Source organism: Paenibacillus sp. PvP094, assembly GCF_040546835.1.
Lineage (GTDB): Bacteria > Bacillota > Bacilli > Paenibacillales > Paenibacillaceae > Paenibacillus > Paenibacillus illinoisensis.
The window spans coordinates 6181015-6197977 of the sequence record NZ_JBEPOM010000001.1 but is presented as its reverse complement, the minus strand read 5'-3'; the positions used below and the strand labels follow the sequence as shown (position 1 = coordinate 6197977).

Below are 16963 nucleotides of genomic sequence, written 5' to 3'. Positions count from 1 at the left end.
GGTGGAGAGCATACATTACGAACATTTGCAGGAAACGCTGTATTACGAAGTCATGGATAATGGGCTTCATGTCTATGTATTGCCTAAACCCGGATTCCAAAAAACTTTTGCCACGTTTGCAACCAAATTCGGCTCTGTGGATAATCATTTTCAGGTGAAAGGTCAGGAAGAAGTTCAGGTTCCCGACGGTATCGCTCATTTTCTGGAACATAAAATGTTTGAGGAGCCGACAGGTGATATTTTTGCAACTTTTGCATCCAATGGGGCATCTGCCAATGCATTTACGAGTTTCGACCAAACTGTATATTTGTTTTCTGCGACAGAACATGTGAATGAAAATATACAAACATTAGTCAACTTTGTGCAAAATCCTTATTTTACGGACCAGAATGTGGAAAAGGAAAAAGGCATTATTGCACAAGAAATTAATATGTATGCCGATAATCCGGACTGGCGTGTGTATTTTGGATTGATTGAAGCAATGTACCAAAAACACCCAGTCCATATCGATATTGCGGGAACGGTGGAATCGATCGGCACGATAACCAAAGAGACGCTGTATACGTGTTACAATACGTTTTATCATCCAAGCAATATGCTTTTATTTGTTGTAGGTGGAGTAGAACCTCAAGAAGTCATGGATATGGTTCGTTCGAACCAGGAGGAGAAAAACTACGAGCCTCAAGGTGAAATCAAACGGATATTTGAACAGGAGCCTGCTGGGGTTGTGGAGGCCAGGAGGGAAGCACGGCTCGCGGTTTCATTGCCCAAGTGTCTATTTGGCTTTAAGGAAACGGATGTTGGATTCTCGGGGGAAGACCTGCTCCGGCGTGATATGACGACCAAATTGATGCTGGATCTTCTGTTTGGCGCTAGCACGGCCCTATTTCAAAAACTGTATGATGAAGATCTCATCTCGGATAGCTTCGGACATGAATACATTAGTTCACCGCAGTATGCATTCTCTGTTGTTGGTGGTGATACGAAAGACCCGGATCTATTGCTGGCCCGCATACGGGAAGAGGTCGATGCTATTGTTAAAAAGGGATTCGAAGCTTCGGACTTTGAGCGTGCACGCAAAAAGAAAATCGGGGGATATTTGCGCATGCTTAATTCACCGGAGAATATTGCACATGAATTTACCCGTGAGCAGTTCCGTGGCGGTGATTTTTTCAACATGATTCCCATATATGAATCAATCACATTGGAAGAAGTAAATCGCAGACTGGAAGAGCATATTCGCTGGGAACAACTGGCTGTATCGCTTGTCGTGAGTCCGTAATATGGAGAGGGGAACCGGACAAATGAAGCCGATTGGAGACATGACAGTACTGGTTACTGGAGCAAGCGGAGGTATAGGAGCAGCTATTGCAGAACGGTTTGCAATGGTGGGTATGAACGTGGTTATTCACTACATGAAATCCCATGAGGCAGCCAACGAAGCGGCGAGAAGGTGCATGGAAAAGGGTAGCGGCAAAGTCATGACGGTGTCCGCAGATCTTCGCAGCCGGGAACAAATTGAGCGTATGCGTGAAAAATTGGAGTCTCATGGATTATTGCCTGACATTCTGGTAAATAACGCAGGCATATCGCATTATGGGTTGTTGTCCGACGTGACTGATGAAATATGGGATGAAGTGATGGCCATTAATTTGAAAGGCACATTTCTGTGTACTCAGATCATGATGCCTCACATGATTTCACAGCGATACGGACGAATCATTAACGTATCCTCCATCTGGGGGCTATCAGGTGCATCTTGTGAGGTCCTGTACTCCACCACGAAAGGGGGCGTAAATGCCTTTACAAAAGCTCTTGCGAAAGAGCTGGCACCTTCCGGTGTTACTGTAAATGCAGTTGCCCCCGGAGCCGTTCAGACCTCCATGCTGAATCATCTGGATCAGGATGAACTGAAAATGCTGGAGGAGGAAATTCCAGCCGGCAGACTTGCGCAGCCTGATGAAATTTCCTCCCTGGTTTATTTCCTCGCGCTACCGGAATCCGGATATATCAATGGCCAGATCATTAGCCCGAATGGCGGCTGGCTTACCTGAAGAATGGCAGTTTGGTGGGTCACGGCTCGGTGGATAATTTATCCTGAATATTAATTGCTCGATAGGCACATATTACAACTGTTGATTTTAAATCTCATGCGACAGCTAAGGAGGATTTATCATGTCAACAGAAAAAACGGTGCTCAGCAGTTTTGACACATGGAAAAAGTTCTTGGGTGATCGCGTACAGCAAGCAGAGAAGATGGGGATGAGTGAAGATACCATCAACAAACTTGCGTATGAGATTGGTGACTTTCTGGATGAGAAAGTGGATCCAGCGAACCATTCCAACCGGGCATTGAAGGAAATATGGGATGTCGGCGATGCCGAAGAGCGTCGTACGATTGCGCGCCTGATGGTCAAATTGGCCAAACAAAACGCATAAGATCCACCGATGGAAAGCTCCCGCAAGGGGGCTTTTCTCTAATGATTACAGACCTGTTCTTGTAATTCATTTTCTTTTTATATATCATTAACGTGACCCATTTTTAGAAGATGTCTCAGTTCGGTGTCCTTCGGGCACGATCTGTTGCTGTCGAACAATGTGGAATATTGCATTACGGGGTGTTTAAATGGAATCTAAACAATGGTATATGGAATATAAAATACATAAGAACAGACCCGGTTTGTTGGGGGACATTGCCTCCATGCTGGGGATGCTTGAAGTAAATATATTGACCATTAATGGTGTTGAAGGCAAAACTAGAGGAATGCTGCTCGAATCCGACGACGATGAGAAGATTCGTTTGCTGGGTGAAATGCTTGCAAAAGTGAACAGCATTACGGTTTCCGCTCTGCGCCAACCCAAATTGGTCGACATCTTGGCTGTGCGTCATGGCCGGTACATTGACCGCGACTCGGACGATCGCAAAACTTTTCGTTTCACACGGGACGAACTTGGGTTACTCGTGGACTTTTTGGGTGAAGTATTTAAAAGGGAAGGCAATCAGGTGATTGGCCTTCGAGGCATGCCTCGTGTCGGAAAAACGGAATCCATTATCGCCGGTAGCGTCTGTGCGATGAAACGATGGACGTTTGTTTCTTCTACTTTGCTTCGTCAAACGATAAGGAGCCAACTCTCCGAGGATGAAATGAACCCAAACAACGTCTTCATCATTGATGGTATCGTAAGTACGATCCGTTCCAGTGAACGGCATTATAATCTGTTGCAGGACATTATGACGATGCCGAGTACCAAGGTCATTGAGCATCCTGATATTTTTGTGCAGGAATCAGAATATGACTATAACGATTTTGATATCATTATTGAACTTCGCAACAATCCGAATGAGGAAATTATTTATGATACGTTTACGGCCAGTTACACCGACGAACTGTAATGCTCCGTACGGAATCATGGAATAGATAGCAACAACCAAAGAGAAAAAGATAAACATAAGGAGGAGATAGCATGTCTGAACTGGGTCAGCAGTTAAGAGAGGCCCGGCTGCAAAAAGGGATGAGTCTCGACGATGTACAGGAAATGACTAAAATTCGCAAGAGGTACTTGGAAGCAATAGAGGCTGGGGACTATAAGGTGCTTCCTGGCAGCTTCTATGTGCGAGCTTTCATTAAAACCTATGCGGAGACAGTGGGACTAAACCCTGATGAGCTGCTGGAGGGACACAAGAAAGATGTACCGGCAGAGGAAACGGAAGCAACCATGGAGCCCGTGATTCAAAAACGTTCGAGTCGACCTGTAGAGCGCAGCAATCGATGGATGTCAGTAGCGTTAATGTGGACATTTCCGATTCTGATTGTTGCCTTGCTGTACGTGTATGTGGTCATGAACAGAGATGATGCGGATACACAAGGCGTCGATCAAACCAAAATTACAGATAGTCAGCAAACGCCAAATGATCAACCGGATGAGACGACGGACAACGGTCAAGCGTCCACTCCACCGGATAACGAATCTGCAGGACAAGAAACCGGTCAGGCAGAAGGAGAAGCAGGCGGCAATGGTGGGGGGACTGACGTGACTGGTGAGGGTACCGAAGGTCAGACTGACGAACAAACCCCGGATGACACCGAAGATCAAGAGCCTGCAGATAATGCTGGGACTGTAACGGTTGCTGAAGATGGTAAATCCGGTAATATTACAAATTTCAAAGTAAACGGAAGTGCAGGTCAACCGGTTAAGGTTACCATTAATGCTTCAGGTCAGAGCTGGCTGGAAGTGTATAAAGGTGAAAATTCAAGCGGAGAAAAACTGCAATTTGGTATGACAGCCGATGGGGACAGTATGTCGTTTGATCTGGATAGTACCGGTTTGTACATTAAGTCTGGATATGCTGCGGCTACGACCATTGAAGTTGGTGGTCAAGTTGTAACGGATGGCAAGGCCACCAACCGGATTCGTCTCCAATTGGGAGATGAAAGCACAGGCGCATCTACCGGAACGAATGCGAGCTCTGTCGAAGGCACCGATGCAGGAACCGAAGGCTCTGCCACAGGCGGCGAATAAGGGCATTAACTGCGGGGGACAATAAGGTTGTCTTCAATTGCAGTTAACTTTCGGTAAAGCGAGGTGGATGGCTATGACAGTCAGCTGGATCGTCACAGGTTTAGGAATCATTGTCAGCCTCCTGGGTTATTATTTGACTCCAAGCGCTTGGGGTTACGGAATTTTGGGCTTTGGACTTGCACACGTCGTTTTGGGTGTGCTTGACATGTTCAGACAGCCCAACCGCAGCCGATATTAGATTGCTGTGCGTTAAAGCATTTTTGGTTACTGCAAAAGCGGTGGCTAAAAATGCTTTTTCGTTTGTTTACCCCTCAAAATTAGACTTTTCCGGGGCGAATCCTCTATAATGTTACACAGAACCAATGATTAATTGAAAGGGTGACCAGATTGAGCTCAGAAAATTCGTTCGACATCGTGTCCAAAATGGACTTGCAGGAATTAACGAATGCCGTTACACAGACGGAAAAGGAAATCAGCACACGATACGATTTTAAAGGCAGCAAAAGTAGCTTGAAACTGGACAAGGATGCGTTGACAATTGTATCCGATGATGAGACCAAACTTAAGGCTGTTATTGATGTACTTCAATCCAAAATGGCGAAGCGGAATCTGCCGCTCAAAAACATTGACTATGGCAAAGTGGAGCCAGCTTCATCCGGGACCGTGCGCCAGCGTTTGAGTTTTAAACAGGGGATTGATCAGGATATCGCGAAAAAGATCAATATTCTGATTCGTGATTCCAAAATGAAAGTGAAGAGCCAGATTCAAGGGGACCAGCTCCGGGTAACTGGTAAGAGTAAAAATGATTTGCAAGCCGTTATGCAGCTTTTGAATGGTGCCAATCTGCCTCTTGATTTGCAATATACCAATTTCAAATAAGTTTGTTACGTCGATTTTGTTGTGAAAAACGTGTTTTGACACTGGAATTGGCGTATATTATACTAAGTGTGCATTGCTAGCAATCAAGCATAAAGCCCAGTCATCATCGTTTTGCTGACTTTGTGAAAAGCAGTACACCTTTTGGAGGTCGCCGGAACGTTTTAAACGATTTTGCGTTTGAACGGTTGACTTTATTTTTTGCGTTTTTACATATGAGATCAGTGGTGTACTCAGTGCATTTTACATGTTCACCTTCCGGATGATGGATACGGGATTAGGATGATTGTTTGAAGTATTGGAGGATAAGAGGGAGGGCGTCTTGTGAATTTACCCAACCGGATTACGCTTGCACGAATTTGCTTAATCCCTTTTTTAATGGTGTTTCTGCTCGTGGACTTTCCATTTTATCCGGAGCCTATGCAGATTGGAAGTTTTTCGCTTCCGTATAATCAGCTAATTGCTGCCATTATTTTCATCATTGCAGCCAGTACGGATGGAATTGATGGATACCTGGCAAGGAAAAACAATATGGTCACCAATTTGGGCAAGCTGCTCGACCCGCTGGCTGACAAGCTACTAGTGACTGCAGTGCTCATTTCACTTGTTGAGATGGGTAAGCTGGACTCATGGATCGCTGTCGTCATTATCAGCCGGGAGTTTGCGGTGACTGGCCTTCGCCAAATTGCTTTGCTGGATGGATCGGTTGTTGCGGCCAGCAACTGGGGCAAACTGAAAACCGTAATACAGATTGTAGCCATCGTTTTGCTCCTGCTTAACAACTTCCCGTTCTCTTATACTGGGATACATGTTGATGTTATAGCCGTTTGGGCTGCAGCGATCATTACGATTTGGTCTGGCATTGATTATTTCATCAAAAACAAAAATTTGCTTAATTTATCAAAAGCGTAAAAGTTTAAGGTAAAACGGGTAATTTATGAAGGACAGCTTGCGCAAAGGGCAATAGGAAAACATCCTATTGCCCTTTGATCACTCACATTGTGTACAGGAGGATGCTGAATGAAGGCAGAAATTATCGCAGTCGGAACAGAGTTGCTGCTCGGACAGATCGTAAATACGAATGCCAGATATTTATCCCGTGAATTGGCTGCTATCGGGATTGACGTTTATTTTCAAACGGTGGTAGGGGACAATCTGAATCGTCTCAGTGAAGCCATTCGAATTGCTCAAGGGCGAGCTGACGTCATTTTGTTCTCAGGCGGTATCGGACCAACGCAGGATGATCTAACCAAGGATGCCATAGCAGCTGTGTTGGGACGCAGCCTACATATTGATCGGATGGCAATGGATAAAATCGAAAGCTTCTTCAGGGATCGCAATGTGGAGATGACGGAGAATAACCGGCGTCAAGCCATCGTGGTTGAAGGAGGGACCCCGCTGGCTAATGAAACGGGTCTTGCCGCAGGTAATGCCATCTCGGATAACGGGAAGCATTATATTGTCATGCCTGGGCCACCAAAAGAACTGATTCCCATGTTTGAGCAGGAGGTCAAACCTTGGTTGTTCCAACATGTTCTTACGAAAGAAATGCCGATTTATTCGAAAATGTTGAAATTTGCCGGGATCGGTGAGTCGGCATTGGAAGACCGTCTGCTTGACCTGATTGATAACCAAACTGACCCTACGATTGCACCTTATGCAAGTGAGGGAGAGGTAACGGTACGGGTGTCCACCAAGGCTCCGAGTGAGAATGAGGCCAAACAGAAGCTGGATGCCATGGAGGTACTCATTCGGGAACGGTTGCCTGAACACCTCTACGCCAACGAGGATGTGCCTATAGAGTACACAATTGTAACAATGATGGCTGATATGGGTCTGACCCTGAGCGCGGCTGAGAGCTGTACAGGAGGGCTTGTTATGCAGAGCCTGACTTCGGTTCCTGGCAGTGCTTCCATGCTCAAAGGCGGAATTGTATGTTATTCCAACGAGATAAAGGAAAAGCTGCTGAATGTTCCTCATGACTATCTGGAGGGTGAAGATGCTCCCGGGGCTGTGAGCCCTGAAGTTGCTAAAGTATTGGCTGAGCAGGTACGCATGATCGGTGATTCCGACTTTGGTCTGGCCGTTACAGGAGTAGCAGGTCCAGGTTACTCTGAGCGTAAGCCACCAGGTCTGGTTTTTATCGCTCTTGCTGAGCGGGGGAAAGAGACGGAGATTCACGAATTGCGTATCAACGGTAATCGGGAGACGGTCCGCATCCGTTCGACCAAGGCTATTTTATACCGCTTATGGCGCAAACTTGTCGCGATGGACTAGGTATACCTTGAATTGCTTTTACAGGGATATTCAAGTATAATCAAAACAGACGGAAGAACCGTAGAATTGGGCACTCAGCCTTGTTTGCGGTTCTTTTTTCTGTCTCATTGCAAGTTTTGCCCAGGAAGAGGCGCCTCGGCCTTATAAAAAAAACGAATGTATGTTCGAAAAAAAGCTTGGCAAACGTGTTAAAACAAGGTATCATTATCTTATAAACAGTAAAGGGTGTGAGCATATTGTCAGACCGTCGTGCCGCGCTTGATATGGCGCTCCGTCAAATAGAGAAGCAATTTGGTAAAGGATCTATCATGAAACTGGGTGAGTCAACTCACATGCAAGTGGAAATCATACCCAGCGGATCCTTGGCTCTGGATATAGCACTTGGAACAGGCGGCTTGCCTAAAGGCCGGATTGTTGAAATATATGGACCTGAATCTTCAGGTAAAACTACTGTAGCATTGCATGCGATTGCTGAAGTGCAAAGAGTCGGTGGACAAGCTGCATTTATCGATGCCGAGCATGCTCTTGACCCTCAATATGCTAGTAAACTGGGTGTTAACATTGATGAATTGCTTTTGTCCCAGCCGGATACGGGCGAACAAGCATTGGAAATTGCTGAAGCACTTGTGCGCAGTGGTGCTGTTGACATTATCGTTGTTGACTCTGTTGCTGCCTTGGTACCAAAAGCTGAGATCGAAGGCGAAATGGGGGACTCCCACGTTGGTTTGCAAGCACGTCTGATGTCTCAGGCTTTGCGTAAATTGTCTGGTGCAATCAGCAAATCCAAAACCATTGCCATCTTTATCAACCAGCTTCGTGAAAAAGTTGGCGTAATGTTTGGTAACCCTGAGACAACACCTGGTGGACGTGCCCTGAAATTCTACTCTACAGTTCGTTTGGATGTTCGCCGTATTGAGAGTATTAAATCAGGTAATGACATCATCGGGAACCGTACTCGTGTGAAGGTTGTCAAAAATAAAGTTGCACCACCGTTCAAACAAGCAGAAGTAGATATCATGTATGGTGAAGGTATCTCGAGAGAGGGCAGTATCATTGATATTGGTACAGAACTCGATATCGTTAATAAAAGTGGTGCTTGGTATTCTTACGAAGGCGAACGTCTGGGGCAAGGTCGTGAAAATGCGAAGCAGTTTATGAAAGAACATAAAGAGATCGCTCAAGTGATCGAGCAAAAAATTCGTGAAGCGAGCAATCTGACGACAGTAGTTCCAGCTCCAACGAGCGAAGATCAACAAAAAGAAGAAGCAGAAGAACAAGAATTGTTTGAGATTAACGAGTAATTCTTCCTGACCGGGAGGCCCCAGTAGGTGTTGCTGGACTTCCCGGATTGGGGTGAATTGTACCGATCCTGCTAGGGGAGACGGCGCGTGTTTCTCGCGCTGTCTAACAGCTCCTGTCCATTGGACAGGGGCTGTTAGCACATTTATTGAGTGAGCTGGTGCCGGGTTGGATTCCCGGCTTTTTGCATTTTGGTCTGCAGTTTTCTTTAAGTAGATAGGAAATCAGAAAGATAAAGAGTTGAACAAAAAGGAGGGAGAGACCTGAATGGATCAACATGATGATGATTTGTACGAAACAGCAGAATTAGGGGGGATCTCCCAATTCCCGGATAACGAAGAACTTACGATTACACGGGTAGAACGAACAAAAAGCAGGCAGGCTCGGTACCGGATCACGTTCGGTATGTACTCGATTACGGTTCTGGAAGATGTAATGATCAAATATCGAATGACTCGGGGCAACACATTTGTGAAGAAAGATCTCGAAGAGATTATAGTAGCGGATGAGCGGCAGCAAACCTATGTTCAGGCATTGCGTTACTTAGAGCACAAACAGCGTACAAGGCATGAATTAAGCCAGCGACTTCGTCAGAAAGAGTTTGCAGCACCATTAATTGAAGAAGTACTGGATCGGCTTGAACAGGAGAAGCTTGTGGACGATGAAGGGTTTGCGAAGGAATGGACAAGGCAGCGTATGACAGGGCAGAGGAAGGGAAAACTGTGGATAAGGCAAGAGCTGCGTCAAAAGGGCATTGCTAATGAGCTCATCGTTGAAGCGCTTGAAGGTGTGGATGCGGATGTGGAGTTTGAGACAGCTTTGACCGCAGGGCGAAAGAAGTGGAACCAAGTCAAAGGGGACGTTGCAGAGAAGAAACGCAAAACGCTTCCCTTCTTGATGAGACGCGGTTTTCCTATGGATATGGTACGTAAAGTTGTGAATTGTTTAATTGAAGAAGATGAAGTCGAAGATTCTGAAGATGACGAGTTGTTACCATGGGATTAGCAGAGACTACACAGTGTACTGCATTCTCTTGACAATTTCTTTCGTCAAATACTAAAATGGACATGAGTCTGTAAGAAATGGACAACCCTTTTTCCTTCCAAAAAAGCGGTTTCGGTTTCTTAGGATTTACCCTTCATGATTATGGATTCGCTGAAGGCAGCGAATAGTACATGGTAACATGTACACTTGAAATGAAAATCGGCGGGGGATCGCCGTAGGTATCGTTATTCCCAAACATATGTAAGTTTGAAAACAGCAAATTGACCCAAGGAGTGCCTTGGAGGAACCAACGAGGAGGTGAACAGTATGGACATTGCAATCACGATCGTTCTCGTTGTGGCCGCGCTCGTTATTGGGTTCGGAGTCGGATATTTTATTCGCAAATCTCTTGCAGAGGCTAAAATCTCCAGTGCGGAACAAGCTGCCGTACAGATCGTTGAGAACGCGAAGAAAGAGGCAGAAGCACAGAAGAAAGAGACGGTGCTGGAAGCAAAGGATGAGATTCATCGCATTCGGGCCGAAGCTGAAAAAGACACTCGTGAACGTCGGAACGAAATTCAACGACAAGAAAGACGATTGTTGCAAAAAGAAGAGTCGCTGGATAAAAAGATGGAATCACTCGAACGTAAAGAAGAGCAAGTGGCCAACAAAGAGAAACGTATTGATGAGACACAGCAGCAGATCGAAATGATCTACAAAAATCAGGTGACGGAGCTGGAGCGTATATCCAACCTCACCATGGAAGATGCACGCAGTATCATACTGTCCAACGTAGAACAGGAAGTTCGTCATGAGACGGCTCAAATGATCAAGGACATTGAACAGCAGGCGAAGGAAGAAGCGGACAAGAAATCCCGCGAAATTATTACCCTTGCCATTCAGCGTTGTGCGGCTGACCATGTGGCAGAGACAACGGTATCTGTTGTCACTTTGCCTAACGAAGAAATGAAAGGCCGGATTATCGGTCGTGAAGGACGTAACATCCGTGCACTTGAAACCCTTACGGGGATTGACCTTATTATCGATGATACGCCAGAAGCAGTTATTCTGTCGGGCTTTGACCCGATCCGTCGTGAGATTGCCCGTACTGCCCTCGAGAAATTGGTGGCTGACGGACGCATTCACCCGGCACGCATTGAAGAGATGGTGGAGAAATCCCGCAAAGAAGTGGACGAGCGCATCCGTGAATATGGTGAGCAAGCTACCTTTGAAGTGGGTGTACATGGTCTGCATCCGGATCTGATCAAAATACTGGGCCGGTTGAAGTTCCGTACAAGTTACGGTCAAAACGTCTTGAAACATTCGATGGAGGTCGCTTATCTGGCTGGACTGATGGCTGGCGAACTCGGAGAAGATATTACACTTGCAAGACGTGCAGGTCTACTGCATGACATCGGTAAAGCGCTGGATCACGAAGTGGAAGGATCACACGTTGAAATCGGCGTGGAGCTGGCGAAGAAATACAAAGAACATCCGGTAGTAATCAACAGTATCGCGTCCCATCACGGGGATTGCGAAGCAACTTCGGTCATTGCCATGCTGGTTGGTGCAGCAGATGCACTGTCTGCAGCAAGACCGGGTGCACGCCGCGAAACACTGGAGACGTACATCAAACGACTGGAGAAACTGGAAGAGATTTCGGAATCGTTCGAAGGTGTCGAGAAATCGTATGCCATTCAAGCTGGACGCGAAGTTCGCGTTATGGTGCAGCCTGAAAAAATCGACGATGCGGAAGCATTCCGTCTCGCACGTGACATAACGAAGATGATCGAGAATGAGCTCGATTATCCGGGTCATATCAAAGTCACCGTCATCAGGGAAACCCGGGCGGTTGAATACGCTAAATAGAGCTTTAAGGAAAAGTGGCCGCTGTAGTGGGCCACTTTTCCTGTTGAAAGCCCGGCAATGGGCTTGATAGGACGAACTAATGGGTTAGGGATGCCCGCAAAGATGTATGCTGGTTATACCAAGCTAAGCTTGCGGGGAATTAAGGAGGCAATGCAATGAAAGTGCTGTTTATCGGTGATATTGTGGGTAATGTAGGACGTAAGGCTTTGAAGGAGAACTTGCCATATCTGAAGACGAAATATAAACCACATGTGGTTATTGTAAATGGAGAAAATGCAGCAGCTGGCCGAGGAATTACGGGGGCTATTGCCAACGAATTTTTCAACTGGGGTGTGCACGGGATTACGCTTGGCAATCATACTTGGGACAATAAGGACATTTTTGATTTTATAGATGACGAACCACGCATGATCCGACCTGCCAACTTTCCACCAGGAACACCAGGCAGAGGATACACGGTGGTCAAAGGTGAAGGCAAGGAGCTAGCGATCGTGAATTTGCAGGGTCGTACCTTTTTGCCCGCACTTGATTGCCCATTCCGCGTTGCGGATGAGATTGTGGATGAGCTGCGCCGGGATCATAAATGCATTCTGGTCGATATGCATGCCGAGGCGACTTCCGAAAAAATTGCCATGGGCTGGCATCTGGATGGGCGTGCGTCACTGGTCGTAGGTACACATACACATGTACAAAGCAATGATGACCGTATTCTACCTGGTGGGACAGCATACTTGACGGATGCGGGCATGGTTGGGCCGCGAGATGGAATTCTCGGTATGGAGCGTGAAGCAGTACTGCGAAAATTTTACACCCAGCTGCCGGTACGCTTTGTAGTTGATGACGGCAAGTGGCATTTCCACGGTGTATTCGTTGAAATTGATGAGTCCACAGGTGCAGCAACCAAAATTGAAAAAATCCGCCTGATGGAAGACGAGTGGCGCATGGAATAGGGGTATTGTCCCATTTTGCAAGGAAACCCGTCTAAAAAGAAGGAATTTTTTTACCTCCCGCGAATAACATCTAGTAAGTGGAAACAAACATTCAACATTCCCAGGGAGGTACTTACCATGGAAGTATTAAAAGTTTCAGCAAAGTCCAATCCCAATTCCGTAGCCGGCGCACTTGCAGGAGTTCTTCGTGAACGTGGAAATGCTGAACTGCAGGCCATTGGAGCGGGAGCACTGAACCAAGCCATTAAAGCGGTAGCGATAGCCCGGGGATTTGTAGCACCAAGCGGAGTTGACTTGATTTGTATTCCAGCTTTTACAGACATTGTGATAGACGGTGAGGATCGAACGGCCATTAAGCTGATTGTGGAGCCCAGATAATACATGTGATCATGCATTGAACCTGTTTACAGAGTAGACAGGTTTTTTTGCATTCTGTCTATATGCTTAATAAGAATAGGGTTTACATAGGGAGGTTTAATCATGACTAAGTGGCAAGTAGCCGATTTTCACTGTGACGTGCTCAGCAAAATGTTAATGCAATCAGAACTGTCCTTCGAAGATGGTTCAACACTGGATGTCAATCTGGAGCGGATGATGCAAGGGAATGTGGGTCTGCAGGCATTTGCCATTTACTTGCCTGAAGTGCTCGGCAGGGGCAAGTTTGAACATGTGGTTGGTCAGCTGGAAGTATATCGCACACGTGTGGAGAAGAGCCCTGAACGGCTTGGGGGCGTAAACAAATTATTATGGCGGGAACAGGTTGGTGAGGTCGGTCACACGGCTAATCCTTGGGGGCTGCTGACGCTGGAAGGTGTAGACGGACTCGAGGGGAACCTGTTTTATCTAGAGCTATGTTACCAAATGGGAGTAAGGATAGTAGGGCTCACCTGGAATTATGCCAACTGGGCAGCTGATGGGGTGTTGGAGAAGCGCGGAGCCGGATTGACCGAGAGGGGCAGAGAGCTGGTCCGCCTTTGTAACCGGATTGGCATGCTGCTGGATGTGTCACATCTCACGGAGAAGGGATTCTGGGAGCTGGCTGAGCTGAGTGAGCGTCCGTTTATTGCTTCGCATTCCAACAGCTATACGGTTTGTCCAAATGTGCGTAATCTGAAGGATGACCAGATCCGGGCTATCATTGCACGGGAAGGGCGAATTGGGCTAACGTTCGTTCCCTGGTTTGTGAAGCAGGAGGGAGAAGTTAGAATCGAACATTTGCTGCCTCATATTGAACAGATCTGTTCGCTTGGCGGGGATCAGCACCTGATAATGGGCTCAGATTTTGATGGAATACCCACATACATTCAAGATCTTGAACACACAGGCCAATATCCGAGGCTGATCGAAACCCTTCTCCAACATTATGACGAGAAGCTGGTACGCGGCTGGCTGTGGGATAATGCTATGAGTTATCTTGGGAAACATCTGCCTGAAGGGAATTTGTAATAAACACCAATTACGACAGCGATAGCACTGCATTCAATACAGATTGTTTTACAGAATAAGGAGATTATTGATTGTGAAATAAGTGTATTTCATGAATTTTCAGCAGTTCGTTTTCATTTCACGTCAAAAAGGGGTATAATACCATTGGATTGTTAAGAGCCTAATCGTAGGCCACAGATAAACAAGGAGTGAAATTCACGATGAGTAAAACAGTACCAGTGGGCGTATCTGCCCGTCACATTCATGTATCCCAAGAGCACGTTGAAATTTTGTTTGGTAAAGGCTACGAATTGACTGAGTTTAAACCTCTGTCCCAACCTGGTCAATATGCTGCGAACGAAACAGTAGCAGTCATCGGTTCCAAAGGACAGTTTGATAAAGTGCGTATCCTTGGACCTGTGCGTCCTGAGACACAACTGGAAATCTCGATGACAGACTCTTTCGCCATTGGCGTTAAGGCACCTGTTCGCGAGTCCGGAAGCATTGAAGGTACACCCGGCATCACGATCAAAGGACCAGCTGGTGAAGTTACGATTGATAAAGGTGTTATCGTTGCTGCCCGTCATATCCACTTCCATACTTCCGATGCTGCTAAATGGGGCATCGAAGACAAACAAATGCTGAAAGTTCGTCTCGGCGGAGATCGTGGTCTGGTACTTGAAAATGTACTGGCTCGTGTATCTGACTCTTTCGCATTGGACATGCATATTGACACAGATGAAGCTAATGCTGCTGGCGCTCGTAACGGCGACACTGCTGAAATCATCGACTAATCAAATGAACCGACATTCAACTGAGTTTTCTTCGGTTGGAGCAACTTAAAAAACCTGAGTACATCCTGGTAAGCTGTTTTACACAGCGAAGGGGTTTGTGCTCGGGTTTTTGTGTATTTTGCGTCACGTATGAGGCGGAGTTTGTATGGTAGGATTGTTAAATCAATGGCGGCTTGGAATGTGGAATTACAGCCCAGTTCATGTTATAATTTGATGTAATGCTCTTTTGGTGCAGATTGCATGAAATCGATAAGAATCCAAGAGAGATAACGAAGTTAGAAATATGAGATGGTGACTTTTTGTAGAGCTTGCTGCTCATATCGAACGTATATACAACTGCCTGATGCAGCGTGTTGTCTTAAGAACTTGAAACTTTTATTAATAGAGGCTGTAAGGAGTGACCGAAGGAAATGGCTAAAGACTCAAAAAAGGATTACTCCCAGTATTTTGATTTCTCCGATGCCAAAGTAATTTCGCAAGATGAATTCAGCAAAAAGATTCGAATTCGGGGCCGTGAGATCAACATCAAGTCGGAGCCTAATCATCGTCAGGAGAAACAACGGGGCAAGGAAGACGTTCAGGTGCTCTATGAGAATGCAGTACCGGACGAACTGAAAACGATTGGTAAAGGCAAACACTATATCGTATACACGTACGGCTGTCAGATGAACGAGCATGATTCCGAGACCATTAAGGGACTCCTGGAATCCATGGGTTATCAGGCAACCGAGGACCGCAAAGAGGCGGACATTATATTGTTGAACACATGTGCCATCCGTGAAAATGCGGAAGATAAGGTGTTTGGTGAGCTGGGTCACCTCAAAACGCTGAAGACGGAGCGTCCAGGACTGCTGCTCGGCGTATGCGGGTGCATGTCCCAGGAAGAAGGTGTCGTGAACCGAATCATGCAGAAGCATGGCTTTGTGGATATGATCTTCGGTACGCATAACGTTCACCGATTGCCGCATCTGATTCAGGAAGCACTCTTCAGCAAGGAAATGGTTGTTGAGGTTTGGTCCAAGGAAGGCGACATTATTGAGAACCTGCCGAAGAAACGTGAAGGCATGCGCGGCTGGGTGAATATCATGTATGGCTGTGACAAATTCTGTACATATTGCATCGTTCCATTTACACGGGGCAAAGAGCGCAGTCGCAGACCGGAAGATGTAATCGCCGAAGTTCGTGAGCTGGCAAGACAGGGATTCAAGGAAATTACATTGCTTGGACAGAATGTGAATGCTTATGGCAAGGATTTTACGGATCTGAAATACAGCTTCGGTGACCTGATGGACGATATTCGCAAAATCGACATTCCCCGTGTACGGTTTACAACCAGTCACCCACGGGATTTCGATGATCGACTGATTGAGGTGCTTGCCAAGGGAGGAAACCTGGTGGAACATATCCACCTCCCAGTACAGTCTGGCAGCACTGAAGTGCTGAAGCGAATGAGTCGTAAGTACAGCCGTGAACACTATCTCCAGCTGGCGGATAAGATTAAGAGAGCGATCCCTAATGTCGTTCTGACCACGGACATTATCGTTGGTTTCCCAGGTGAGACAGATGAGCAGTTCGAAGACACGTTGTCACTGGTGCGCGAAGTAGGGTATGACTTTGCTTATACCTTTATCTATTCTCCTCGCGAAGGTACGCCTGCTGCGGTGATGGAGGATAACGTGCCAATGGAAGTGAAGAAGGAACGCTTGAAACGCCTGAATGAAACCATCAACGAATACAGCCACAGAAGCAATGAACAGCAGCGCGGCAAGATCGTTGAAGTACTCGTCGAGGGTGAGAGCAAGCGGAATTCCAACGTCCTTGCAGGACGTACACGCAGTAATAAGCTGGTACATTTCGAAGGACCCAAAGAATTGATTGGTACATTTGTGAACGTGGAAATTACCGATCCGATGACTTTTTATATCCGTGGCAACCTGCTCACCGAGCCGGTAGCTGCCAATCAGTAAT

17 protein-coding genes are annotated in these 16963 nt (G+C 46.4%); all 17 read left to right on the top strand.

The window, feature by feature from the left end:
• Window position 1: 1 nt before the first annotated feature.
• The 17 genes from yfmH to miaB all read left to right on the top strand — a co-directional run bounded on the left by yfmH (window position 2) and on the right by miaB (window position 16962).
• Complete coding sequence (gene yfmH / locus ABIC22_RS27980; RefSeq protein ID WP_354485365.1) at window positions 2-1282, top strand: EF-P 5-aminopentanol modification-associated protein YfmH; 1281 nt, start codon at window positions 2-4, stop codon at window positions 1280-1282.
• Window positions 1283-1304: 22 nt separating this feature from the next.
• Window positions 1305-2054 carry an elongation factor P 5-aminopentanone reductase gene (gene ymfI / locus ABIC22_RS27975; protein WP_397332215.1) on the top strand — a complete coding sequence of 250 codons (750 nt, stop codon included), beginning with the start codon at window positions 1305-1307 and terminating at the stop codon, window positions 2052-2054.
• 121 nt (window positions 2055-2175) lie between these two features.
• On the top strand, window positions 2176-2439 hold the full coding sequence (locus tag ABIC22_RS27970) for a DUF3243 domain-containing protein (RefSeq protein WP_095287701.1): 264 nt from the start codon (window positions 2176-2178) through the stop codon (window positions 2437-2439).
• A gap of 187 nt (window positions 2440-2626) precedes the next feature.
• Window positions 2627-3394, top strand: a complete 768-nt coding sequence (locus ABIC22_RS27965) for a DUF3388 domain-containing protein (protein WP_095287700.1) — start codon at window positions 2627-2629, stop codon at window positions 3392-3394.
• Between the two features lie 71 nt (window positions 3395-3465).
• Window positions 3466-4521, top strand: a complete 1056-nt coding sequence (locus ABIC22_RS27960) for a RodZ domain-containing protein (protein ID WP_354485363.1) — start codon at window positions 3466-3468, stop codon at window positions 4519-4521.
• A gap of 73 nt (window positions 4522-4594) precedes the next feature.
• Window positions 4595-4759: a hypothetical protein gene (locus ABIC22_RS27955; RefSeq protein ID WP_164764158.1), complete on the top strand. Its 165-nt coding sequence runs from the start codon at window positions 4595-4597 to the stop codon at window positions 4757-4759.
• A 149-nt stretch (window positions 4760-4908) separates the two neighbouring features.
• Window positions 4909-5400: a YajQ family cyclic di-GMP-binding protein gene (locus ABIC22_RS27950; protein ID WP_095287698.1), complete on the top strand. Its 492-nt coding sequence runs from the start codon at window positions 4909-4911 to the stop codon at window positions 5398-5400.
• A gap of 321 nt (window positions 5401-5721) precedes the next feature.
• Window positions 5722-6309, top strand: coding sequence for a CDP-diacylglycerol--glycerol-3-phosphate 3-phosphatidyltransferase (gene pgsA / locus ABIC22_RS27945; RefSeq protein WP_127536220.1), 588 nt, complete (start codon window positions 5722-5724; stop codon window positions 6307-6309).
• Window positions 6310-6417: 108 nt separating this feature from the next.
• A complete protein-coding gene (locus ABIC22_RS27940) occupies window positions 6418-7674 on the top strand; it encodes a competence/damage-inducible protein A (RefSeq protein ID WP_354485360.1) in 1257 nt (418 codons plus the stop codon).
• Window positions 7675-7910: 236 nt separating this feature from the next.
• Complete coding sequence (recA, locus tag ABIC22_RS27935) at window positions 7911-8975, top strand: recombinase RecA (RefSeq protein WP_095358574.1); 1065 nt, start codon at window positions 7911-7913, stop codon at window positions 8973-8975.
• Window positions 8976-9240: 265 nt separating this feature from the next.
• Complete coding sequence (locus ABIC22_RS27930; RefSeq protein ID WP_354485357.1) at window positions 9241-9978, top strand: regulatory protein RecX; 738 nt, start codon at window positions 9241-9243, stop codon at window positions 9976-9978.
• A 306-nt stretch (window positions 9979-10284) separates the two neighbouring features.
• On the top strand, window positions 10285-11826 hold the full coding sequence (gene rny / locus ABIC22_RS27925; RefSeq protein WP_127536218.1) for a ribonuclease Y: 1542 nt from the start codon (window positions 10285-10287) through the stop codon (window positions 11824-11826).
• A 155-nt stretch (window positions 11827-11981) separates the two neighbouring features.
• Complete coding sequence (locus tag ABIC22_RS27920) at window positions 11982-12776, top strand: TIGR00282 family metallophosphoesterase (protein ID WP_095358572.1); 795 nt, start codon at window positions 11982-11984, stop codon at window positions 12774-12776.
• 117 nt (window positions 12777-12893) lie between these two features.
• Window positions 12894-13154, top strand: coding sequence for a stage V sporulation protein S (locus tag ABIC22_RS27915; RefSeq protein WP_019005392.1), 261 nt, complete (start codon window positions 12894-12896; stop codon window positions 13152-13154).
• A gap of 102 nt (window positions 13155-13256) precedes the next feature.
• Window positions 13257-14222: a dipeptidase gene (locus ABIC22_RS27910; protein WP_354485354.1), complete on the top strand. Its 966-nt coding sequence runs from the start codon at window positions 13257-13259 to the stop codon at window positions 14220-14222.
• 200 nt (window positions 14223-14422) lie between these two features.
• On the top strand, window positions 14423-14995 hold the full coding sequence (pduL, locus tag ABIC22_RS27905; RefSeq protein WP_017689107.1) for a phosphate propanoyltransferase: 573 nt from the start codon (window positions 14423-14425) through the stop codon (window positions 14993-14995).
• A gap of 410 nt (window positions 14996-15405) precedes the next feature.
• Window positions 15406-16962, top strand: a complete 1557-nt coding sequence (gene miaB, locus ABIC22_RS27900; RefSeq protein WP_127536216.1) for a tRNA (N6-isopentenyl adenosine(37)-C2)-methylthiotransferase MiaB — start codon at window positions 15406-15408, stop codon at window positions 16960-16962.
• Window position 16963 lies beyond the last annotated feature (1 nt).